The organism is Nocardia sp. NPDC004573, from assembly GCF_053602135.1.
Genome location: NZ_JBSGDA010000008.1, coordinates 197,065 through 212,720 on the forward strand (window position 1 = coordinate 197,065; position 15,656 = coordinate 212,720).

Annotated in this window: 16 protein-coding genes and 1 pseudogene; 8 read left to right on the forward strand and 9 right to left on the reverse strand. The window is 71.1% G+C overall.

Annotated features, from left to right (window positions below; genetic code table 11):
* Window positions 1-7 precede the first annotated feature (7 nt).
* Both ACWEKR_RS15705 and ACWEKR_RS15710 read left to right on the forward strand, forming a co-directional pair.
* Window positions 8-529, forward strand: coding sequence for a low molecular weight protein-tyrosine-phosphatase (locus ACWEKR_RS15705; RefSeq protein ID WP_195090170.1), 522 nt, complete (start codon window positions 8-10; stop codon window positions 527-529).
* On the forward strand, window positions 529-1,422 hold the full coding sequence (locus ACWEKR_RS15710) for an SURF1 family cytochrome oxidase biogenesis protein (protein WP_452355044.1): 894 nt from the start codon (window positions 529-531) through the stop codon (window positions 1,420-1,422). The genes ACWEKR_RS15705 and ACWEKR_RS15710 overlap by 1 nt, the downstream gene beginning before the upstream one ends.
* 25 nt (window positions 1,423-1,447) lie before the next feature.
* Here ACWEKR_RS15710 and ACWEKR_RS15715 read toward each other — a convergent pair whose 3' ends face one another.
* The gene (locus ACWEKR_RS15715; protein WP_452355045.1) at window positions 1,448-1,846 is read right to left on the reverse strand and encodes a VOC family protein; all 399 of its coding nucleotides are present in this window, start codon (window positions 1,844-1,846) and stop codon (window positions 1,448-1,450) included.
* Window positions 1,847-2,099: 253 nt separating this feature from the next.
* Window positions 2,100-3,017: a cobalamin biosynthesis protein gene (locus ACWEKR_RS15720; protein WP_452355046.1), complete on the reverse strand. Its 918-nt coding sequence runs from the start codon at window positions 3,015-3,017 to the stop codon at window positions 2,100-2,102.
* Between the two features lie 133 nt (window positions 3,018-3,150).
* On the opposite strand from ACWEKR_RS15720, the gene sigJ reads away from it, so the two are divergent.
* Window positions 3,151-4,110 carry an RNA polymerase sigma factor SigJ gene (gene sigJ / locus ACWEKR_RS15725; RefSeq protein ID WP_159840242.1) on the forward strand — a complete coding sequence of 320 codons (960 nt, stop codon included), beginning with the start codon at window positions 3,151-3,153 and terminating at the stop codon, window positions 4,108-4,110.
* Here sigJ and ald read toward each other — a convergent pair whose 3' ends face one another.
* Window positions 4,111-5,220 (reverse strand): alanine dehydrogenase, encoded by a 1,110-nt coding sequence (ald, locus tag ACWEKR_RS15730; protein ID WP_452355047.1) that lies wholly within the window; start codon window positions 5,218-5,220, stop codon window positions 4,111-4,113.
* Window positions 5,221-5,349: 129 nt separating this feature from the next.
* Complete coding sequence (locus ACWEKR_RS15735; RefSeq protein WP_452355048.1) at window positions 5,350-6,117, reverse strand: MBL fold metallo-hydrolase; 768 nt, start codon at window positions 6,115-6,117, stop codon at window positions 5,350-5,352.
* A 71-nt stretch (window positions 6,118-6,188) separates the two neighbouring features.
* Between ACWEKR_RS15735 and ACWEKR_RS15740 the strand changes: the two genes are divergently transcribed.
* The 3 genes from ACWEKR_RS15740 to ACWEKR_RS15750 all read left to right on the forward strand — a co-directional run bounded on the left by ACWEKR_RS15740 (window position 6,189) and on the right by ACWEKR_RS15750 (window position 8,069).
* The gene (locus tag ACWEKR_RS15740; RefSeq protein WP_452355049.1) at window positions 6,189-7,136 is read left to right on the forward strand and encodes a GlxA family transcriptional regulator; all 948 of its coding nucleotides are present in this window, start codon (window positions 6,189-6,191) and stop codon (window positions 7,134-7,136) included.
* A 64-nt stretch (window positions 7,137-7,200) separates the two neighbouring features.
* Complete coding sequence (locus ACWEKR_RS15745) at window positions 7,201-7,716, forward strand: gamma carbonic anhydrase family protein (RefSeq protein WP_452355050.1); 516 nt, start codon at window positions 7,201-7,203, stop codon at window positions 7,714-7,716.
* Between the two features lie 167 nt (window positions 7,717-7,883).
* The gene (locus ACWEKR_RS15750) at window positions 7,884-8,069 is read left to right on the forward strand and encodes a hypothetical protein (protein ID WP_039803648.1); all 186 of its coding nucleotides are present in this window, start codon (window positions 7,884-7,886) and stop codon (window positions 8,067-8,069) included.
* A gap of 27 nt (window positions 8,070-8,096) precedes the next feature.
* Here ACWEKR_RS15750 and ACWEKR_RS15755 read toward each other — a convergent pair whose 3' ends face one another.
* Complete coding sequence (locus ACWEKR_RS15755) at window positions 8,097-9,089, reverse strand: GAF domain-containing protein (RefSeq protein WP_452355051.1); 993 nt, start codon at window positions 9,087-9,089, stop codon at window positions 8,097-8,099.
* Window positions 9,090-9,217: 128 nt separating this feature from the next.
* Window positions 9,218-10,030: an SDR family NAD(P)-dependent oxidoreductase gene (locus tag ACWEKR_RS15760; protein WP_452355052.1), complete on the reverse strand. Its 813-nt coding sequence runs from the start codon at window positions 10,028-10,030 to the stop codon at window positions 9,218-9,220.
* 342 nt (window positions 10,031-10,372) lie between these two features.
* Here ACWEKR_RS15760 and ACWEKR_RS15765 point away from each other — a divergent pair.
* A pseudogene (locus ACWEKR_RS15765) lies at window positions 10,373-10,774 on the forward strand (TetR/AcrR family transcriptional regulator); the annotation flags it as partial.
* Here ACWEKR_RS15765 and ACWEKR_RS15770 read toward each other — a convergent pair.
* Window positions 10,697-12,652, reverse strand: coding sequence for an Eco57I restriction-modification methylase domain-containing protein (locus ACWEKR_RS15770; RefSeq protein ID WP_452355053.1), 1,956 nt, complete (start codon window positions 12,650-12,652; stop codon window positions 10,697-10,699). The pseudogene ACWEKR_RS15765 and the gene ACWEKR_RS15770 overlap by 78 nt on opposite strands.
* Window positions 12,653-12,823: 171 nt before the next feature.
* On the opposite strand from ACWEKR_RS15770, the gene ACWEKR_RS15775 reads away from it, so the two are divergent.
* Entirely contained in the window at window positions 12,824-13,510 is a 687-nt protein-coding gene (locus ACWEKR_RS15775) for a nitroreductase (protein WP_452355054.1), read from the forward strand.
* Here ACWEKR_RS15775 and ACWEKR_RS15780 read toward each other — a convergent pair.
* Both ACWEKR_RS15780 and ACWEKR_RS15785 read right to left on the reverse strand, forming a co-directional pair.
* Complete coding sequence (locus ACWEKR_RS15780) at window positions 13,441-13,998, reverse strand: winged helix-turn-helix transcriptional regulator (protein ID WP_452355055.1); 558 nt, start codon at window positions 13,996-13,998, stop codon at window positions 13,441-13,443. The two genes, ACWEKR_RS15775 and ACWEKR_RS15780, sit on opposite strands and share 70 nt — an antisense overlap.
* Window positions 13,999-14,181: 183 nt before the next feature.
* Window positions 14,182-15,615, reverse strand: a complete 1,434-nt coding sequence (locus ACWEKR_RS15785) for an acyl-CoA carboxylase subunit beta (RefSeq protein WP_452355056.1) — start codon at window positions 15,613-15,615, stop codon at window positions 14,182-14,184.
* Window positions 15,616-15,656: the final 41 nt, after the last annotated feature.

Here is a 15,656-nt window from a genome sequence, read left to right on the forward strand (position 1 = left end):
GGCCAGAATGGCAGGCGTGGGTCAGCTGCACGTCTCGTTCGTCTGTACCGGCAACATCTGCCGCTCTCCGATGGCGGAAAAGATCTTCGCGTCGCACCTCTACCGGGCCGGGCTCGCCAACCGGGTGCGGGTGAGCAGCGCGGGCACCGGGTCGTGGCACGTCGGCGACGACGCCGACCCGCGGACCTGCGCGACCCTACGCAAGTACGGATACCCGACCGGCCACGTCGCCGCGGTGTTCGGAGCCGAGCACAGCGACGCGGATCTGGTGATCGCCTTGGACCGCTCGCACCGGCGCGACCTGGCCCGGCTCGGGATCCCGGCCGAGCGACTGCGGTTGCTGCGCGCTTTCGACCCCGACGCCGACGGCCAGGATGTGGCCGACCCCTACTACGGCGACACGGCGGACTTCGAACTCGTGCGCGCGCAGATCGAGGCCGCCGTCCCCGGCCTGCTCGACTGGGTGCGCGCCGAGCTGGCCGCCGCCGAACCCCCCGATCCGCGCCTCGTCTCCGACGAGCGATCCTGATGCGCAGGCTCGCCTTCCTGCTGCGCCCCAGCTGGCTGATCCTGGCGGTGCTGGTCGCCGCGTTCGCCTACCTGTGCTTCACCGTGCTCGCGCCGTGGCAGCTGGGCAAGAACACGGCCACCTCGCACCGCAACCAGTTGATCGCCGACTCGGTGAAGGCCGAGCCCGTCGACGTGACCACCGTGCTCTCCGGAGGCGGCGAGCACACCGAGTGGCGGCGGGTCACCGCCTCCGGCAGCTACCTGCCGGACTCCACGGTGCTGGTGCGGCTGCGCCACCTCGGCGGCGCTCCGGGATACGCGGTGCTCGCGACGTTCCGGTTGGACGACGGCCGCGTACTTCTCGTCGACCGCGGACTGGTGTCGGCGGTCGACGGCACCCGCCCGCCGCAGATCCCCGAGCCACCCGCGGGACCGCAGCGCATCGAGGCCAGGGTCCGGATGTCCGAGGGCGTCACATCCGGCAAGGACCCGAGCGTTCAGGACGGCTATCGCCAGGTGTACTCCATCGACACCGCCCAGGAGTCGACGGTTCTGCGACAACCCCTCACCGCCGTTCCCACCGGCGGCGAACGCGGCGGCTACCTGCAGCTGAGCGAGAACCAACCGGGCGCGTTCACCCCGACTCCGCTCCCCCAGCTGGACGCGGGCCCCTACCTGTCCTACGGCCTGCAATGGCTGGCCTTGGGCATCATGGCTCCGCTGGGCCTCGGCTACTTCGTCTACGCGGAGATCCGCGAACGACGGAAGGAGAAAGGCTCCGCCGCCGAGCCGGTACCCACGCCCTCTCCCACCGCGCGACCCCGATCCGAGCCGATTCCCCCGGCCACTTCGGCCGCGCCCGCCACACCGACCACGCAAGCCCGCCTGGCCGACCGCTACGGCCGCGGGTGATCGCCGCGATTCGGTACTCGTCGAGCTAGGACCGGTCCGGGCCCAGCAGATCCCACCGGTTCCCGGCGATGTCGAGGAAGACCGCCACCCGCCCGTACGGCTCGTCGCGCGGCGCCCGAACGAACTCCACCCCGCGCGCGACCATCCGGTCATACGCCGACTGGAAGTCCTCGACCTGCAGGAAGAAACCGACCCGGCCCGCCACCTGCTGCCCGATCACCGCGGCTTGCGCCGCACCCTCGGCCCGCGCGAGCAGGATGCCCGTTTCGGCGCCGGGCGGGCGCACCACCACCCACCGCTTCGCGCGACCGTCGTTCGTGCGCGCCGCCGAATCCTCGACCAGCTCGAAGCCCAGCGAATCGACGAAGAAGTCGATCGCGGAGTCGTACTCCGCCACGACGATGGTCACCAGCCCGATCCGCATCGCGGAAGCCTATCCGGATCAGCACGCGGACCCGCGAGGCCGACGGCACCCGCGCCGGGTCCCCCGGATTCGTCCAGGTGCTCTCCCGGCAGGTGCTACGGCGTGCCGCGCGGCAGGGGCTGGCTGCTTCCGCGGACGGCCGGCGAGCACGGCGAAAGCACATCGGGAGCGTGATCTCGCGCGGATCGAGCGACCGGGCCGCCGTACGCGCGATACGCATACCGGCCCGGCAGCGGCGACGCCGTCGAACAGCTCAGCGCCTGGTCACGGCGACGGCGGCGGCGAGCAGGGTGGCGGTGAGCTGCACGGCTTCGGAAAGGCGGACCGCGCGGCGCAGATCGTGCAGCGTGGGAGCCGGGCCGTCGCCGAGGATCGGGCGCATCTCCACACCGTGCGGGTACTCGGTACGGCCACCCAGCCGGACGCCGAGCGCACCGGCCATCGACGCTTCCACCACCCCCGCGTTGGGGCTGGGATGTCCGGCCGCGTCCCGCCGCCACGCGGTCAGCGCGGCAGCGGGCCCGCCGCCGACCAAGGGGGCGAGAGCGGCGGTGAGCAACCCGGTGACCCGCGCCGGGATCAGATTGGCCGCGTCGTCGACACGGGCGGCCGCCCAGCCGAAACGCCGGTAGCGCTCGTTGCGGTAGCCGATCATCGCGTCCAGCGTGTTGACCGCGCGATACCCGAGCAGCCCCCGGACGCCCGCCACGGCTCCCCACACCACCGGTGCGACGGCCGCGTCGGAGGTGTTCTCGGCGATGGACTCCAATGCCGCGCGAGCGAGCCCGTCCGCGTCCAGCGCCTGCGGATCGCGGCCGCACAGGGAAGGCAGGAGCGCGCGAGCGCCGTCGAGGTCGCCACCCTCCAACCGGTCGGCCATCGCGCGACCGGTCCGCGCCAGACTGCGTCCCCCCAGCACGGTCCAGGTGGCCGCGGCGGTCGTGGCCACCCCGCCGCGCGGCGCCGCCGCTGCGAGCCCGACCACCGCGCCGACGGCCAGCGTCTCGTGCAGCAACCCCGCCGCGCGCCGGTCGGCGTAGGTCACCGACTCCAGAGCCGCCACCGCCGAGCCGAATCCGGCCACCGGATGCCACCGGCGCGGATCCCCGAACACTCGATCGAGCGCGAATCCGAGCAGCAAACCGAGCGCGGTGGAGGTCCCCTTCTGCACTCGGCGACAGTATCGGGCGTGCGTCGACCGGCGCGCACGGCCCGTGTCACACTCAGCGCCCCTGCGTCGTCTCCCCGGTGACGCATCCATAGACTCGCCCGGCGGGGCCCGAACGACGAACGGCGAACCAGCAGTGACTTCCGAACAGCCTTCCCCCGAGTCCCTCGACCAGGCCGAGCTGGCGCGGCGGTTCGAGGAGCACCGCCCGTATCTGCGCAGGCTCGCCTACAGCACGCTGGGCAGTCTCAGCGACGCCGACGACGTCGTGCAGGAGGCGTGGTTGCGATTGCAACGCCAGTACGAGGCGGGCGCCGCGAGCGAGATCGACAATCTGCGCGCCTGGCTGTCCACGGTCACCGGCCGGCTGGCCCTCGACCACCTCGGGTCCGCCCGCGTCCGCCGCGAGCAGTACGTCGGCGAATGGCTGCCGGAGCCGGAGGTGACCAGCTGGGACGACCCCGCCGACCGGATCACGCAGGACGAACGGGTCACCACCGCGCTGCTGGTGGTGCTGGAGTCCCTGTCCCCGGCCGAGCGCACCGCGTTCGTGCTCCAGGACGTCTTCGGCATGAGCGGCCCCGAGGTCGCCGAAGTGGTCGGCCGCACCCCGGCCGCCGTCCGTCAGCTCGCCTCGCGGGCACGCAAGCACGTCGAGCAGGGCACGCCGCGCTTCCCGGCCTCCCCGGACGAGCAGAAGAAGGTGGTGTCCGCCTTCTCGGTGGCCTGGCGTTCCGGCGACCTCAGCGCCCTGCTGGGTGTGCTGGACGCGAACGTCAGCCTCACCGCCGACGGCGGCGGCAAGGTGCCCGCGATCCGGCAGCCCGTGCGCGGCGCCGAACTCGTGGCCAAGCTGCTGCTCGGCTGGTACCACTCGCCGTCCGCGGTGGGCGGCTGGGGTCGCGCGGTGCTGGTCAACGGTCAGCCCGGGCTGGTGGTCTTCGACGGCACCCACACCGGCGTGTTCTCCTTCACCGTCGACGACGGACGCATCGTCGCGATCGACGTGGTCCGCAACCCGGACAAGCTGCGCGACCTGCCCACGGACGGGATGCCCGACTGGTTCATGGGCGAGGGCCGCACCGAGCAGGAGTAGTCAGCCCGCGACGCCGAGCGGCCGCGAATACCCGTGCGCGGCCGCCACTTCCGCCGACAGCAGCCGCCCGGCGTCCGCGGTCAGCCCGTGTGCCAGATCGGGATGCGTGGCGCAGGCCTTCTGCCAGCCGAGGTCGGCGATCGCCCGCACGTAGGGCAGGGTCGCGTTGGTGAGCGCGATCGTCGAGGTGTGCGGCACCGCGCCCGGCATGTTGGCCACGCAGTAGAACAGCGAATCCGCCACCCGGTAGGTGGGATTCGCGTGCGTCGTCGGGTGCGCGGAGGCGAAGCAGCCGCCTTGGTCGATGGAGATGTCCACCAGTACCGCGCCGGGGCGCATACCGGCGACCAGGTCGTCGGGGACCAGTTCCGGCGCACGCGCGCCGGGGACCAGCACCGCGCCGATGACCAGGTCGGCCGACAGGACCGCGCGCCGGATCTCGGCGGCGTTCGACGCGACGGTGGTGATCCGCCCGTCGAAGCGGGCGTCGAGCTCGCGCAACCGGTGCAGATTGGTATCCAGCACGCTCACCCGCGCGCCCATGCCCACGGCGACCGCGGCCGCGTTCGATCCCGCGACGCCGCCGCCGAGCACCACGACTTCCGCCGGGCGTACGCCCGGAACGCCGCCCGGCAGCAGTCCCGCGCCGCCGAGCGGGGCCATCAGATGGTACGCGCCGACCTGGGCGCCGAGCTTGCCCGCGATCTCGCTCATCGGGGCCAGCAGCGGCAGCGACCCGTCGGCGGCGCGGACCATCTCGTAGGCGATGGCGGTGATGCCCGAGCGCAGCACCGCGTCGGTGCAGTCGCGGGAGGCCGCCAGGTGCAGGAAGGTGAACAACACCTGCCCGCGGCGCATCCGCGGGTACTCCGGTGCGATCGGTTCCTTCACCTTCAACACCAGCTCGGCTTCCCGCCACACCTGGTCGGCGTCCGGGACCAGGCGGGCACCCGCCGCGGCGTAGTCGGCGTCGGGGAAGCCCGATCCGACGCCCGCGCCCGCCTGCACCAGCACGTCGTGTCCCTGCCCGGCCAGTTCCCCGGCGCCCGCCGGCGTCAGGGCCACCCGGAACTCCTGCTCCTTGACCTCCTGTGGTACTCCGATCCTCATACCGTCATCGTCGCCCCGGGACGGGGCCCGCGCCACGACCGACGCGCCGAGCGCGCACCGCGACCACCCGCGCCGCGCGCCGCGGGCGAGTTTCTCGGCACGTTGCCCAGCTGAGCGCGCAGGCCCGTCTCACAGGGTGGCCGGCCGACCCAACGGCGGTATCCGCAACTGCTCGGCGCGGCCGCCGAAACGGAAGACGTGCCCGAGGTAATCGAGCGTCTCGCTGAAGTGCGCCCAGCCATCGGAATGGACCGGCACGATCACCGCGTCGCCGAGGACTTCGGCCGCCCGCAGCGCGGTGCGCGCGTTCAGGGTGACGTCGGTGTCGCCGAAACGTCCGATGTTCGCGCCGCCGACGTTGAGCACGGCGATGTCGATGCGACCGATCCGTTCGGCGATGTTCCGCACCACGTCCACCGAGGCGTTGTCACCCGAGACGTACACCGTCGGCTCCCCGTCGGCGCGCAGCACGAACCCGGTGACGATCCCGCTGAACGGCTCGCATCCCTCCGGTCCGTGCAGGGCGGGCACACCGGTCACCCGCACTCCGTGCACCGTCACGGTTTCCCAGTTCTCCAGTCCGCGCACACCGTCGATACGAGTGGCGGCGCCGGGCGTGGAGAACACGGTCGGCACGGTGGTCAGCAGCTTCCGGCCGGAGTCGTCCAAGTTGTCGGCGTGTTCGTCGTGCGAGAGCAGCACCACGTCCACCGGCCCCACCTCGTCGGCCGACACCGCGGGTCCGGTGAGCTTGTGCAGCGTGACGGGCCCCGGGTAGTCGCCAGGCTCGTCGAAGGTGGGGTCGGTCAGCCAGGTGCGGCCCGCGTAGCGGAACCGCAGGGTCGGTCCGCCGATGTGCAGGATTTCCAGGCCGGTGCGTTCGATCGTGTCGCTCATGTCGTTGATCTTGTCCCGCCGGTAGCGGTGACAACAGTGGCCCGCGAGCCGCTCACCGTTAAGATCGGGCCATGCACACCGTGGCCGTGTTGGCGTTCGACGGGATCAGCCCGTTTCATCTGTCCGTGCCCAGCCTCGTCTTCGGCCGGGTCGGTGTCGAAGGGCCCTCGCCCTATCGCGTGGACGTGTGCGCCCGACAGCCAGGAAGCCTGAGCACGCCAGCGGGTTTCGACATCCACGTCCAGCACGGCCTGGAGACGCTGACCCGTGCCGACACCGTCGTGATTCCGAGCTGGCGTTCCGGCGAACCGTTGCCCGCCGACCTGCGCGGCGCCCTGCGAACCGCCCACGCTGGCGGCGCCCGGATCGTCGGCCTGTGCCTCGGGTCGTGGGCGGTGGCCGCGAGCGGGCTGGCCGACGGCCGGGAAGTCACCACGCACTGGGCCTCCGCCGCCGAGCTGGCCCGCGCGTTCCCCGCGGTCCGGGTCCGCGCCGACACGCTGTGGTCGGATCTGGGCGACGTCGTGACCTCGGCGGGCGTGGCCGCGGCGCTGGACTGCTGCCTGCACTTGGTCCGCCGGGATCTCGGCAGCAAAGCGGCCACCGAATTGGCCAGGGCGTTGGTCACCGCCCCGCACCGCAGCGGCTCACAAGCGCAGTACATTCCCGTCGCGGTGCCCGAGGCCGCCGACGACGATCCGATCGAGCGGGCGATGGTCTGGGCACGGACGCATCTCGGCGATCCGGTCGACCTGGACGGCTGGGCCCGCGTCGCGCTGATGTCGCGGCGCACCTTCACCCGCCGGTTCCGCGATCGCACCGGCACCAGCCCCCAGCAGTGGCTGCTGCTCCAGCGCACCGACCGGGCGCGGCTGCTGCTGGAATCCACCACCGACACGGTGGAACGCATCGCGGTCGACACCGGCTTCGGCACGGCGATCAGCCTGCGCCACCACTTCCACCGCATCCTCGGCACCAGCCCCGCCGCACACCGCGCCAGCTTCCAAGGGCAGAACTGACCGGAGGCCCGCCCGGCGCGGGCCGTGGGCGGCCCCTGCAGCGGGGGCGGCTAAGTTCGTGACCATGCGGATTCAGCTGGGCGAACATGCGCCGGAGATCGAGGACAGCGCGTGGATCGCGCCGAACGCCACCGTGATCGGCCGGGTGCGGCTCGGCGCCGAGGTCAGCGTCTGGTACAGCGCGGTGCTGCGCGGCGACCTGGAGACGATCGAGGTCGGCGCGCGCAGCAATATCCAGGACGGCTGCGTGCTGCACGCCGATCCGGGTTTCCCGCTCACCGTCGGCACGGGGGTCTCGGTGGGGCACAACGCGATCCTGCACGGGTGCGCGATCGGCGACGACGTGCTGGTCGGCATGGGCGCCACCATCCTCAACGGGGCCGTCGTCGGGCCGGGCAGCCTGATCGCGGCCAACGCGCTGATCCCGGAAGGCGCGCAGATTCCGCCCGGCTCACTCGTGGCGGGCGTGCCCGGCAAGGTGCGCCGGGAGCTGCGCGCCGAGGAGCAAGATCGCATTCGCCTGAATGCGTCTGTCTACCTAGCAAATACAGCTCAACATCGCACGGCGAATGAGGTGTGAAACAAGACACATCGCTCGAGGGTCCAGTACGGTTCGCTGATAGCATTCAGCCAGCGTGCCCGGCGACCCGGGCTCTCCTGTCGACACGGTTGTCGTGCGACTTGTAGCGCAGTGGGGAACCCACCCGGGTCGGTGGGTGGGTGAGCGTGCAGGCAGGAGGTATCACGGTGTCGTACGTGCAGTCGGGTGTGCACGGGCCCAAGGGCCGGATCAGCGTCGCCGACATCGCGGCCCAGCCCGGCGGAGTGGAGGCACTCCAACGCCGGGTTCATGAGTTGCGTTCCCGCGGTGTGGATTTCGCCGCGAATGCGATCGAGAAGGAAATGGCCGAGCTGGATCTGCCGCGCCAATGACTTCGACGCCACGGTCACCGCGGTCGGTTACGTCGCGGTGACCGTGGCGAGTCCGGCCGTGGTGTGCTGATCCAGCGCCATCAACGCGGCCCGTATCCGTACCGGTTGCCAACCACCGTCCAGTCGCCGCAGGCGCACCGCCCCTTCCGTGCGATGCCGCGCCAGCTCCCGTGACATGGTCTTCGCGGTCGCCAGGTCGTCCGGATGGATCTGCGGCCGCGGCTGCCCGGGCAGGTCCTCCCAGGCGATCTCCGGCATCGGCGGCCCGATCCACCGGATCAGCCGCAACGAGCGCAGGTTGACGATCGCGCGGTACTCACCGGGTTCGGTAGCGGCTTCCAGCACCGCGTACTCCAGAATCGTCGGTGGCGGGGCCGCGGAGACGGCGGTGGCCGCGCCGATGTCCTGCGTCACGCCGCGCAGCAGCACGTGACGTTCGCCCGCGTCATCGAGCTCGGTCACGATCCGGCAGGCGAAATGCCCGGCCCGCAGAGCGCCGTCGTCGCGCCGGATGGTCCAGACCGCCTGATGCTCGGTGCCCGGCGCGGAGTTGACGATCTTGGCCAGCGCCTCGCTCTCGTCGCGGTTGGTGACCAGCCGGGTGAACGCGCCTGCGATGGCCAGCTCGGCGGCCCGGTCCTGCGGCGCGACGCCGTACAGGTCCAGCAGGTCGATGCTGCGCACCGAACGATTGGTCGTCAGATCGAAGTGCCAGGCGCCCATCGGATCGGCCGCCGCGACCACCTCCTGCCGCGGACCCACCCACAGTCGCACGGCATGCGTCTTGCGCGGCGCGATCAGCAGCGGCTCGGCCCGTACCGTGCGCCGCCCGTCGCCGGAGGCCCACGCGACGGGCATGCCGGTGGCGCACGCCTGCCGCATCGCGGTCTCGGCATCGGCCAGCGACGCCGGATTGCGCACGATGTTGGTCAGCGGTACGAACGATTTCGGCGCCGACCCCACCGCGATCACCAGCCCCGGAGCACCCGAGAAACACTCGAGCAGGATCCATTTCGTCACCGCGAACGCCCCCGCGCGCCGTCACCGGTGCCGCGCGGAGCGTCGACCAACCCCCATAACGTGAGATACGTTCTACCAGTTGTCATTTCGATATTTCCGTCCCTGACCGCGGAACACTGCGTGCGGTCTCAGGAACGGAATACTACGTCCAGCACCTTCTCGTGGCAGGAGCCGGCGATCCGTGTGACCAGGTCCACAACGACGGCGTCCAGTCCGACCAGAACCTTCGCCTCGCCGCGCGCGGCTCCGCGCAGAATGGTCCGCGCCGCGGCGGCCGGGCTGGTCCGCGCCACGTGCCCTTCGAATCGGCGCACCACCTGCCCCCCGTCGACGCCCGGCGCGAGGCTGGCCGACCGGGCGATCCCGGTGAGCACACCGCCGGGATAGACCCCGGTGACCCGCACCGAGCCGCCCGCCGCCCGCATGTCCTGGCGCAGTGAATCGGTGAAGCCCCGCACGGCGAACTTCGCCGCGTTGTACGGCGCGTGCCGCGCCACCGCCACCAGCCCGAAGGCCGAGGACATGTTCACCACGTGCGCGCGATCGGCGGCCAGCAGATGCGGCAGGAACGCCTTGGTTGCGTTGACCACGCCCCAGAAGTCGACGGCCATGACCTCTTCGAAATCGCTGAACGGCGATTCCAGCACGCCGCCGACGTGCAGGATGCCCGCGTTGTTGAACAGCGCCTCGACCCGCCCGTACCGCGCGACGGTGCGCTCCGCGTACGCGAACACGGCCGCGCGGTCGGTGACGTCCACCGTGCTCACGTCCGGCTCCCGGCCCGCGGCGGCGCACAACCGCGCGGTTTCGGCGACGGCCTCCGCCGATTTGTCCGACAGCGCCAACCACGCCCCCGCACCGGCCAAGGCCACCGCCAATTCCCGGCCGATACCCGCGCCCGCGCCGGTGACCGCCACTACGCGATCCGCGAAATACCCCACCGCTCAACCCCTTTCCGCACCGGCCGAGGGAGCGGCCGGACGTCATCCACAGGCTAGCCAGTCGGATCTGGACGCGCGACCTGCTCGACGGGATCGCGAGGTCGGGCGATGCCAGGTCACGCTGCGCCCACCCAATGAAATAATGGACGTTCCCGTCCGCACCCGTCGCGAGGCCGCGCCCACCGGCCACGGCCCGGCCACCGCGCCGAACCCACTGGAGATCCGATGCCAACCATCTCGCCCATGCTGCAGCGCATCCTCGAGAAGCCGGTCGCCGACGGCGAAAAGCTCCTGGAAAGCGCGCTCTCGGCCTTCCTGGATTTCGGCATCAAGCGGACCAGCATGGGCGAGATCGCCCGCCGCGCCGGCATCAGCCCGGCCACGCTGTACCGGCGCTACGAATCGAAGAACGATCTGGTCGAGGCGGTCAGCGTCCGGGAGGCGCAGCGCTTCGTCGCCTCGATCGAGAAGCAGGTGCACACCGTCTCCGGCAACGACGATCAGCTGGTCGAGATCTTCGTGGCGTTCATCGGCGCCATCGCGGGCAACGAACTGCTGCGCAGGCTCCTGCGCACCGAGCCCGACCTGATCCTGCCCCGGCTGACCACCGAGGCGGGGCCGATCCTCGCCGTCGGCCGCGACTATCTGGCCGAGAAACTGCGTGAGTTACGGAATGCCGGTGGCACGCATGACTTCGACGCCGATCTGGTCGCCGAGATCATGGCCCGGCTGGCGCTGTCGCTGGCCCTGACGCCCGACGGCCTGATCCCGGTCAGCGATCGGGACGCCGCGCGGGAGTTCGCCCGCCGCACCCTGCTGCCGATGGTCGGCGTCCGGGTCAGCGCGTAATCCGATGCCGAACGCGGCCGCCACTCGCTCGTCCAGTTCGGCGCGCGCCGCCGCATCCGGCGTCCGGCCCTCGGCGAACTCCCGCACCAGCTCGATCACGTCCCCCGACCGGGCGGCCGCCGGGTCCGGCACCGGCAGCCGCGACACGTACTGGGTGATCCAGCGCCGTCGGCCCGAGTACAACCGGTTGCCGCAGACCACGTCGTAGAACCGCAACCCCAGCGCCGAATTGGCCACACCCATCAGCAGATATGCCAGGCGCGTCGCCTCCGCGGGCGCACCGGCCAGATCGGGCAGCGAGATCCAATAGCAGTCGCCGTTGACCACCGCACCCGAACTGTCCAGCGCGAAGCGCGGACGGTCGCTGATATCGGGGAAGACCAGTTTCGGCTCACGCCACAGATGCGGACGCTGCGGAACCCAGATCTCGTACCAGGCGCGACCGCTCTCGGCGACATAGCGGCGCCCGGCCAGCGTCTCGTGATGTGATCGCAGATACGCGGCGGCGCCGGGGTAATCGTCCAGATCGATCGGCGTGCGCCGCGAACTGGCCAGGTCATAGGGATAGAGCACGCGCACGTCGCGGGCACGGGTAGCCCGCCACGGCGCGAGGTCGTGGTGCGTGATCAGGTCGAGCAGCAGTTCGGGCTCCGGGCACGGGTCGGCGTGGGCCCAGCGGTCGGAGATGAACACCCGGTCGGCGGTCGTCTTGATGCCGACCCGGATGCGCGCGAGGTCGCCGAAACTGCGCCAGGTCGCCGTCGCTATCCGCGCCAGCCACGCGTCGATCGCGGCGTGCGACATCCGCCACGCGGCCTCCGGCTCGCGCGTCCCGCCGCGACGAGCCGCGCGCTCGGCGGTGAGTTCCGGCGGCCCGTCGCGCGTCGCCGTTCCGATCGCACTGTCGCCGCGGTCCCTACCGCCCGAGGCGGCGACGGGCCCGCATTCCGTCACGAGCGTGCCGACCTCGACCACGAACGTCCGGCCGTTGTACGCGACGATCGAGCCGTCCTGGCCGACCAGCGCCTCGAACAACGTTGCGGCACCGGGTTCCGCGTCGCCGACCTCGTAGGCGGAGACGTATCGGCAGCCGTCGTCCTGCGCGCAGCGGCGCGCGATGGTGATCGCGGGGAGGACGGCGGCGGTGAACAGCTTGGTGTCGCCCAGGTCGTACAGCTCGACGGGAGACAGGTCGGTCAGCAGCAACCGCCGGATGTTCGCACCGGCCTTCGTGGTCAGGAATCGGTTGGCGCACAACAAGCCGAGCACACCTCCCGCGGTCAGCAGGCGGGGCAGCGTCGCGACGAACGGGTGGGTCAGGTCGATCCGCCCGCGCAGACCGAACCGCTTGCTCAGCAGCCGCGCGGTCGATCCGCCCAGCTGCTGGGTGCGCACATAGGGCGGGTTGGTGATCACGGCGTCGAACGAGCCGTCCGGCAGCCGCGCCTCGACGGCGAGGAAATCGGCTCTGCGCCAGTGCGCGGCGATCCCCGCCGCACGGGCGCGCTTGCGCGCGACCGCCAGCGCGCGGGCGTCCAGGTCGTAGCCGGTCAGCACCAAGCGGACACCGGGAAACCGGGTGGCGGCCTCGCGATGCACGGCGAACAGCAATTCGCCGTCACCGCAGGCCGGATCGAGCACGCGCAGAACGCCGGTGTCCGAGGGCTCGACATGGCGCAGCAGCCGTTGCGCCAGGAACCGGGCCAGCACGGGCGGTGTGTAATGCCTGCCGTGCCGCTTGCGGTCCCGCGCGGCGAGGGCTTCGGACGCCATATCGGGATTCTGCCTGCTGCGGCCGCGCCGATCGCCGCAACGCGGCAACCCGAACGCGCGATCGCGCGCGTCGCGATCGACTCGCCCGGCACCACCCGCTGCCCGGCTTTCGCGCCGAGTGCTTCGATGCTAGCGTTCGGTCTCGAAATAAGACTCCAAAGGAGGCGGGGGATGACCGTGACGACCGACGACTTCGCGGCGCTGACGCGGGTGCTCGACGAGCGGTGGACCTGCAGGCAATTCCGCCCCCAGCCGGTCGAGCGCGACACCATCCGCGCGTTGCTGCGGCTGGCTCAGCGGACGCCGTCGTGGTGCAACACCCAGCCTTGGCAGGTCGTGGTGACGGAGGGCACCGGAACAGATCGCTTCCGCAACAACCTCATCGAACACATCGCGACCGCGGTCCCCGCACCGGATTTCGAATTCCCCGCGCACTACACCGGCGTGTACCGGGAGCGCAGGCGCGAGTGCGGAAAGCAACTGTACGACAGCGTCGGCATCGTCAAAGGCGACCACGAGAAGACCATGCGGCAGGCCGTGCGGAATTTCGAACTCTTCGACGCGCCGCATGTGGCGATCGTGACCAGCGAAGCGGATCTGGGCATCTACGGGGCGGTGGACTGCGGACTCTACATCGGCAGTTTCCTGTTGGGCGCGCAGAGCCTCGGTCTCGGCGCGGCCCCGCAGGCCGCACTGGCCTCCTACTCCCCTTTCATCCGGGAGTACTTCGGCATCCCCGAGCATCGCAAGGTCGTCGCCGGGATCTCATTCGGATACCCGGACGTCGATCACCCGGTCAACGGATTCCGCACCGCCCGAGCCGATGCCGACGATGTGGCCACCTGGTTCGCCGACTGATACCGCCGGGCGGCCGCGCTCTCCACGGTCGACTCGGAGCCGGCCAGCAAGCCCGGCCCCGGCTCCGGGATGACCTCGCGCGCGGTGAGTTCGGTTCCGCACGAGTCGCATTCGAGCCGGACATGCGCCTCGCCCGCGCAATCGCGGTGGCCGTAGCGCACCGGCGGCCCTTCGGGCGCCATGTGGGTGTCGCCCCAATCGCGGATGGCCAGCAGGATCGGATAGATGTCGTGGCCCTTCGGGGTGAGGCGGTACTCCTCGTGCGCACCCACGGCAGCCTTCTGTTTGACGAGGATGCCGTTGTCGATCAGCCGGTCCAATCGATCCTGCAACCTGCTGCGCGAGATGCCCAGTGCGCTCTGGAAAGCGTTGAACCGCCGGATGCCGGAGAAGCACGACTTGAGGATCAGCAACGTCCAGCGGTCACCGAAGATCACGAGTGGGCGCGTGATCGAGCACGGCACATCGGCCAGTTCTTCGTAGCGCACCTTCCGATGCTACCGACCACCGAGCCGCCCCCGCCCCGTGAAACCTCACGACCGCCGCCCGCCCGGACGAGTACATCACACTGATCCACCGAGTCGGCGCGCGCCGCCGGCACGCGTCATCGCGCGGAGTCCGACAACGCGAAGCGGGCCCCGGCAGTGCCGGGGCCCGCTTCGATGCGTGGATCAGAGCGGAATGTTCTTGTGGTGGCTGGCGCGAGCCGGAGCCGCGGCGAGCGCCGCGGCGATGGTGCTGCGGGTCTTCGCCGGGTCGATGACCTGGTCGACGACGCCGATCGCGATGGCACGCTCCACACCGCCCGCGATGCGCTCGTGTTCGGCGGTGAGGCGCTCGTGCAGCGCCTCGCGCTCCTCCTCCGGCGCGGCCGCGAGGGCCTTCTTGTGCAGGATGCCGACCGCGGCCTTGGCGCCCATGACGGCCACCTCGGAACCGGGCCACGCGTAGACCGCCGTCGCACCGAGCGAGCGGGCGTTCATCGCGATGTAGGCGCCACCGTAGATCTTGCGAGTGACCAGCGTGACCCGCGGAACGCGCGCCTCGGCGAACGCGTGCAGCAGTTTCGCGCCCCGCCGCACGACGCCTTCCCATTCCTGGCCGACGCCGGGCAGGTAACCCGGCACGTCGGTGACCACGATCAGCGGAATGCCGAACGCGTCGCACAGCCGCACGAAACGCGCGGCCTTCTCCGCGCTCTCGGAGTTCAAGCAGCCGCCGAGGCGGATCGGGTTGTTCGCCAGCACGCCGACGGTGCGGCCGCCGAGACGGCCGAGACCGGTGACGATGCTGCGGGCGTACAGCCCCTGCAACTCTTCGAACGACGACTCACCGTCGACGTTGTCGAGCAGCTCGTGGATGATCGGTTTCACGTCATAGGCGCGCTTGGCCGATTCCGGCAGCAGCGCCTTCAGGTCCACGTCGCCGTGCTCGGCCGCGACCAGGTCGAACTCGCCCTGCTCGGCGAACATCGACACCAGCCTGCGCGCGCGGTGCAGCGCGTCGGCTTCGTCGTCGGCGACGATGTGGGTGACGCCGGACTTCTTGCCGTGCGTCTCGGGGCCGCCCAAGGTGGCCATGTCCACCTGCTCGCCGGTCACGCTGCGCACCACGTCCGGACCGGTCACGAAGACGCGGCCTTCCGGAGCCATGATGACGATGTCGGTCAGCGCCGGACCGTAGGCGGCGCCACCGGCGGCGAAGCCGAGCACCACGGAGATCTGCGGAACCAGGCCGGACGCGCGGACCATGGCTTCGAAGACCTGGCCGACCGCGTGCAGCGCCTCGACGCCCTCGGCCAGGCGAGCGCCGCCGGAGTGCCACAGGCCGACCACGGGGACACCGGAATCGATGGCGGTGTCGATGGCGTCGACGATGTGCTTGCAGCCCTCCACGCCCATCGCGCCGCCCATGACGGTCGCGTCCGAGCAGTAGGCCACGGTGCGAACGCCGTCCACCTCGCCGATGGCCGCGAGCACGCCGGACTTGTCCCGCGGGTGGAGCGGAAGCAGGGTGCCCGGATCGAAGAAGCGCTGGAGCCGACCGAGCGGATCGCGGGGGTCGGTCGCCGTCTCCTGGTGCAACGCGGGAGCGATGATTGTCATCGCGAGGTCTCCTCACCTCAATGTGCCGCTGCCGCGGCTGC

What these genes read in the sequence shown, in the direction of transcription:
- ACWEKR_RS15740 (WP_452355049.1), top strand. Translation starts at nt 6,189, where the DNA reads ATGCACACCGTGGCCGTGTTGGCGTTCGACGGGATCAGCCCGTTTCAT.
- ACWEKR_RS15770 (WP_452355053.1), bottom strand. Translation starts at nt 12,652, where the DNA reads ATGGCGTCCGAAGCCCTCGCCGCGCGGGACCGCAAGCGGCACGGCAGG.
- ACWEKR_RS15715 (WP_452355045.1), bottom strand. Translation starts at nt 1,846, where the DNA reads ATGCGGATCGGGCTGGTGACCATCGTCGTGGCGGAGTACGACTCCGCG.
- ACWEKR_RS15735 (WP_452355048.1), bottom strand. Translation starts at nt 6,117, where the DNA reads ATGAGCGACACGATCGAACGCACCGGCCTGGAAATCCTGCACATCGGC.
- ACWEKR_RS15705 (WP_195090170.1), top strand. Translation starts at nt 8, where the DNA reads ATGGCAGGCGTGGGTCAGCTGCACGTCTCGTTCGTCTGTACCGGCAAC.
- ACWEKR_RS15710 (WP_452355044.1), top strand. Translation starts at nt 529, where the DNA reads ATGCGCAGGCTCGCCTTCCTGCTGCGCCCCAGCTGGCTGATCCTGGCG.
- ACWEKR_RS15775 (WP_452355054.1), top strand. Translation starts at nt 12,824, where the DNA reads ATGACCGTGACGACCGACGACTTCGCGGCGCTGACGCGGGTGCTCGAC.
- ACWEKR_RS15745 (WP_452355050.1), top strand. Translation starts at nt 7,201, where the DNA reads ATGCGGATTCAGCTGGGCGAACATGCGCCGGAGATCGAGGACAGCGCG.
- ald (WP_452355047.1), bottom strand. Translation starts at nt 5,220, where the DNA reads ATGAGGATCGGAGTACCACAGGAGGTCAAGGAGCAGGAGTTCCGGGTG.
- ACWEKR_RS15785 (WP_452355056.1), bottom strand. Translation starts at nt 15,615, where the DNA reads ATGACAATCATCGCTCCCGCGTTGCACCAGGAGACGGCGACCGACCCC.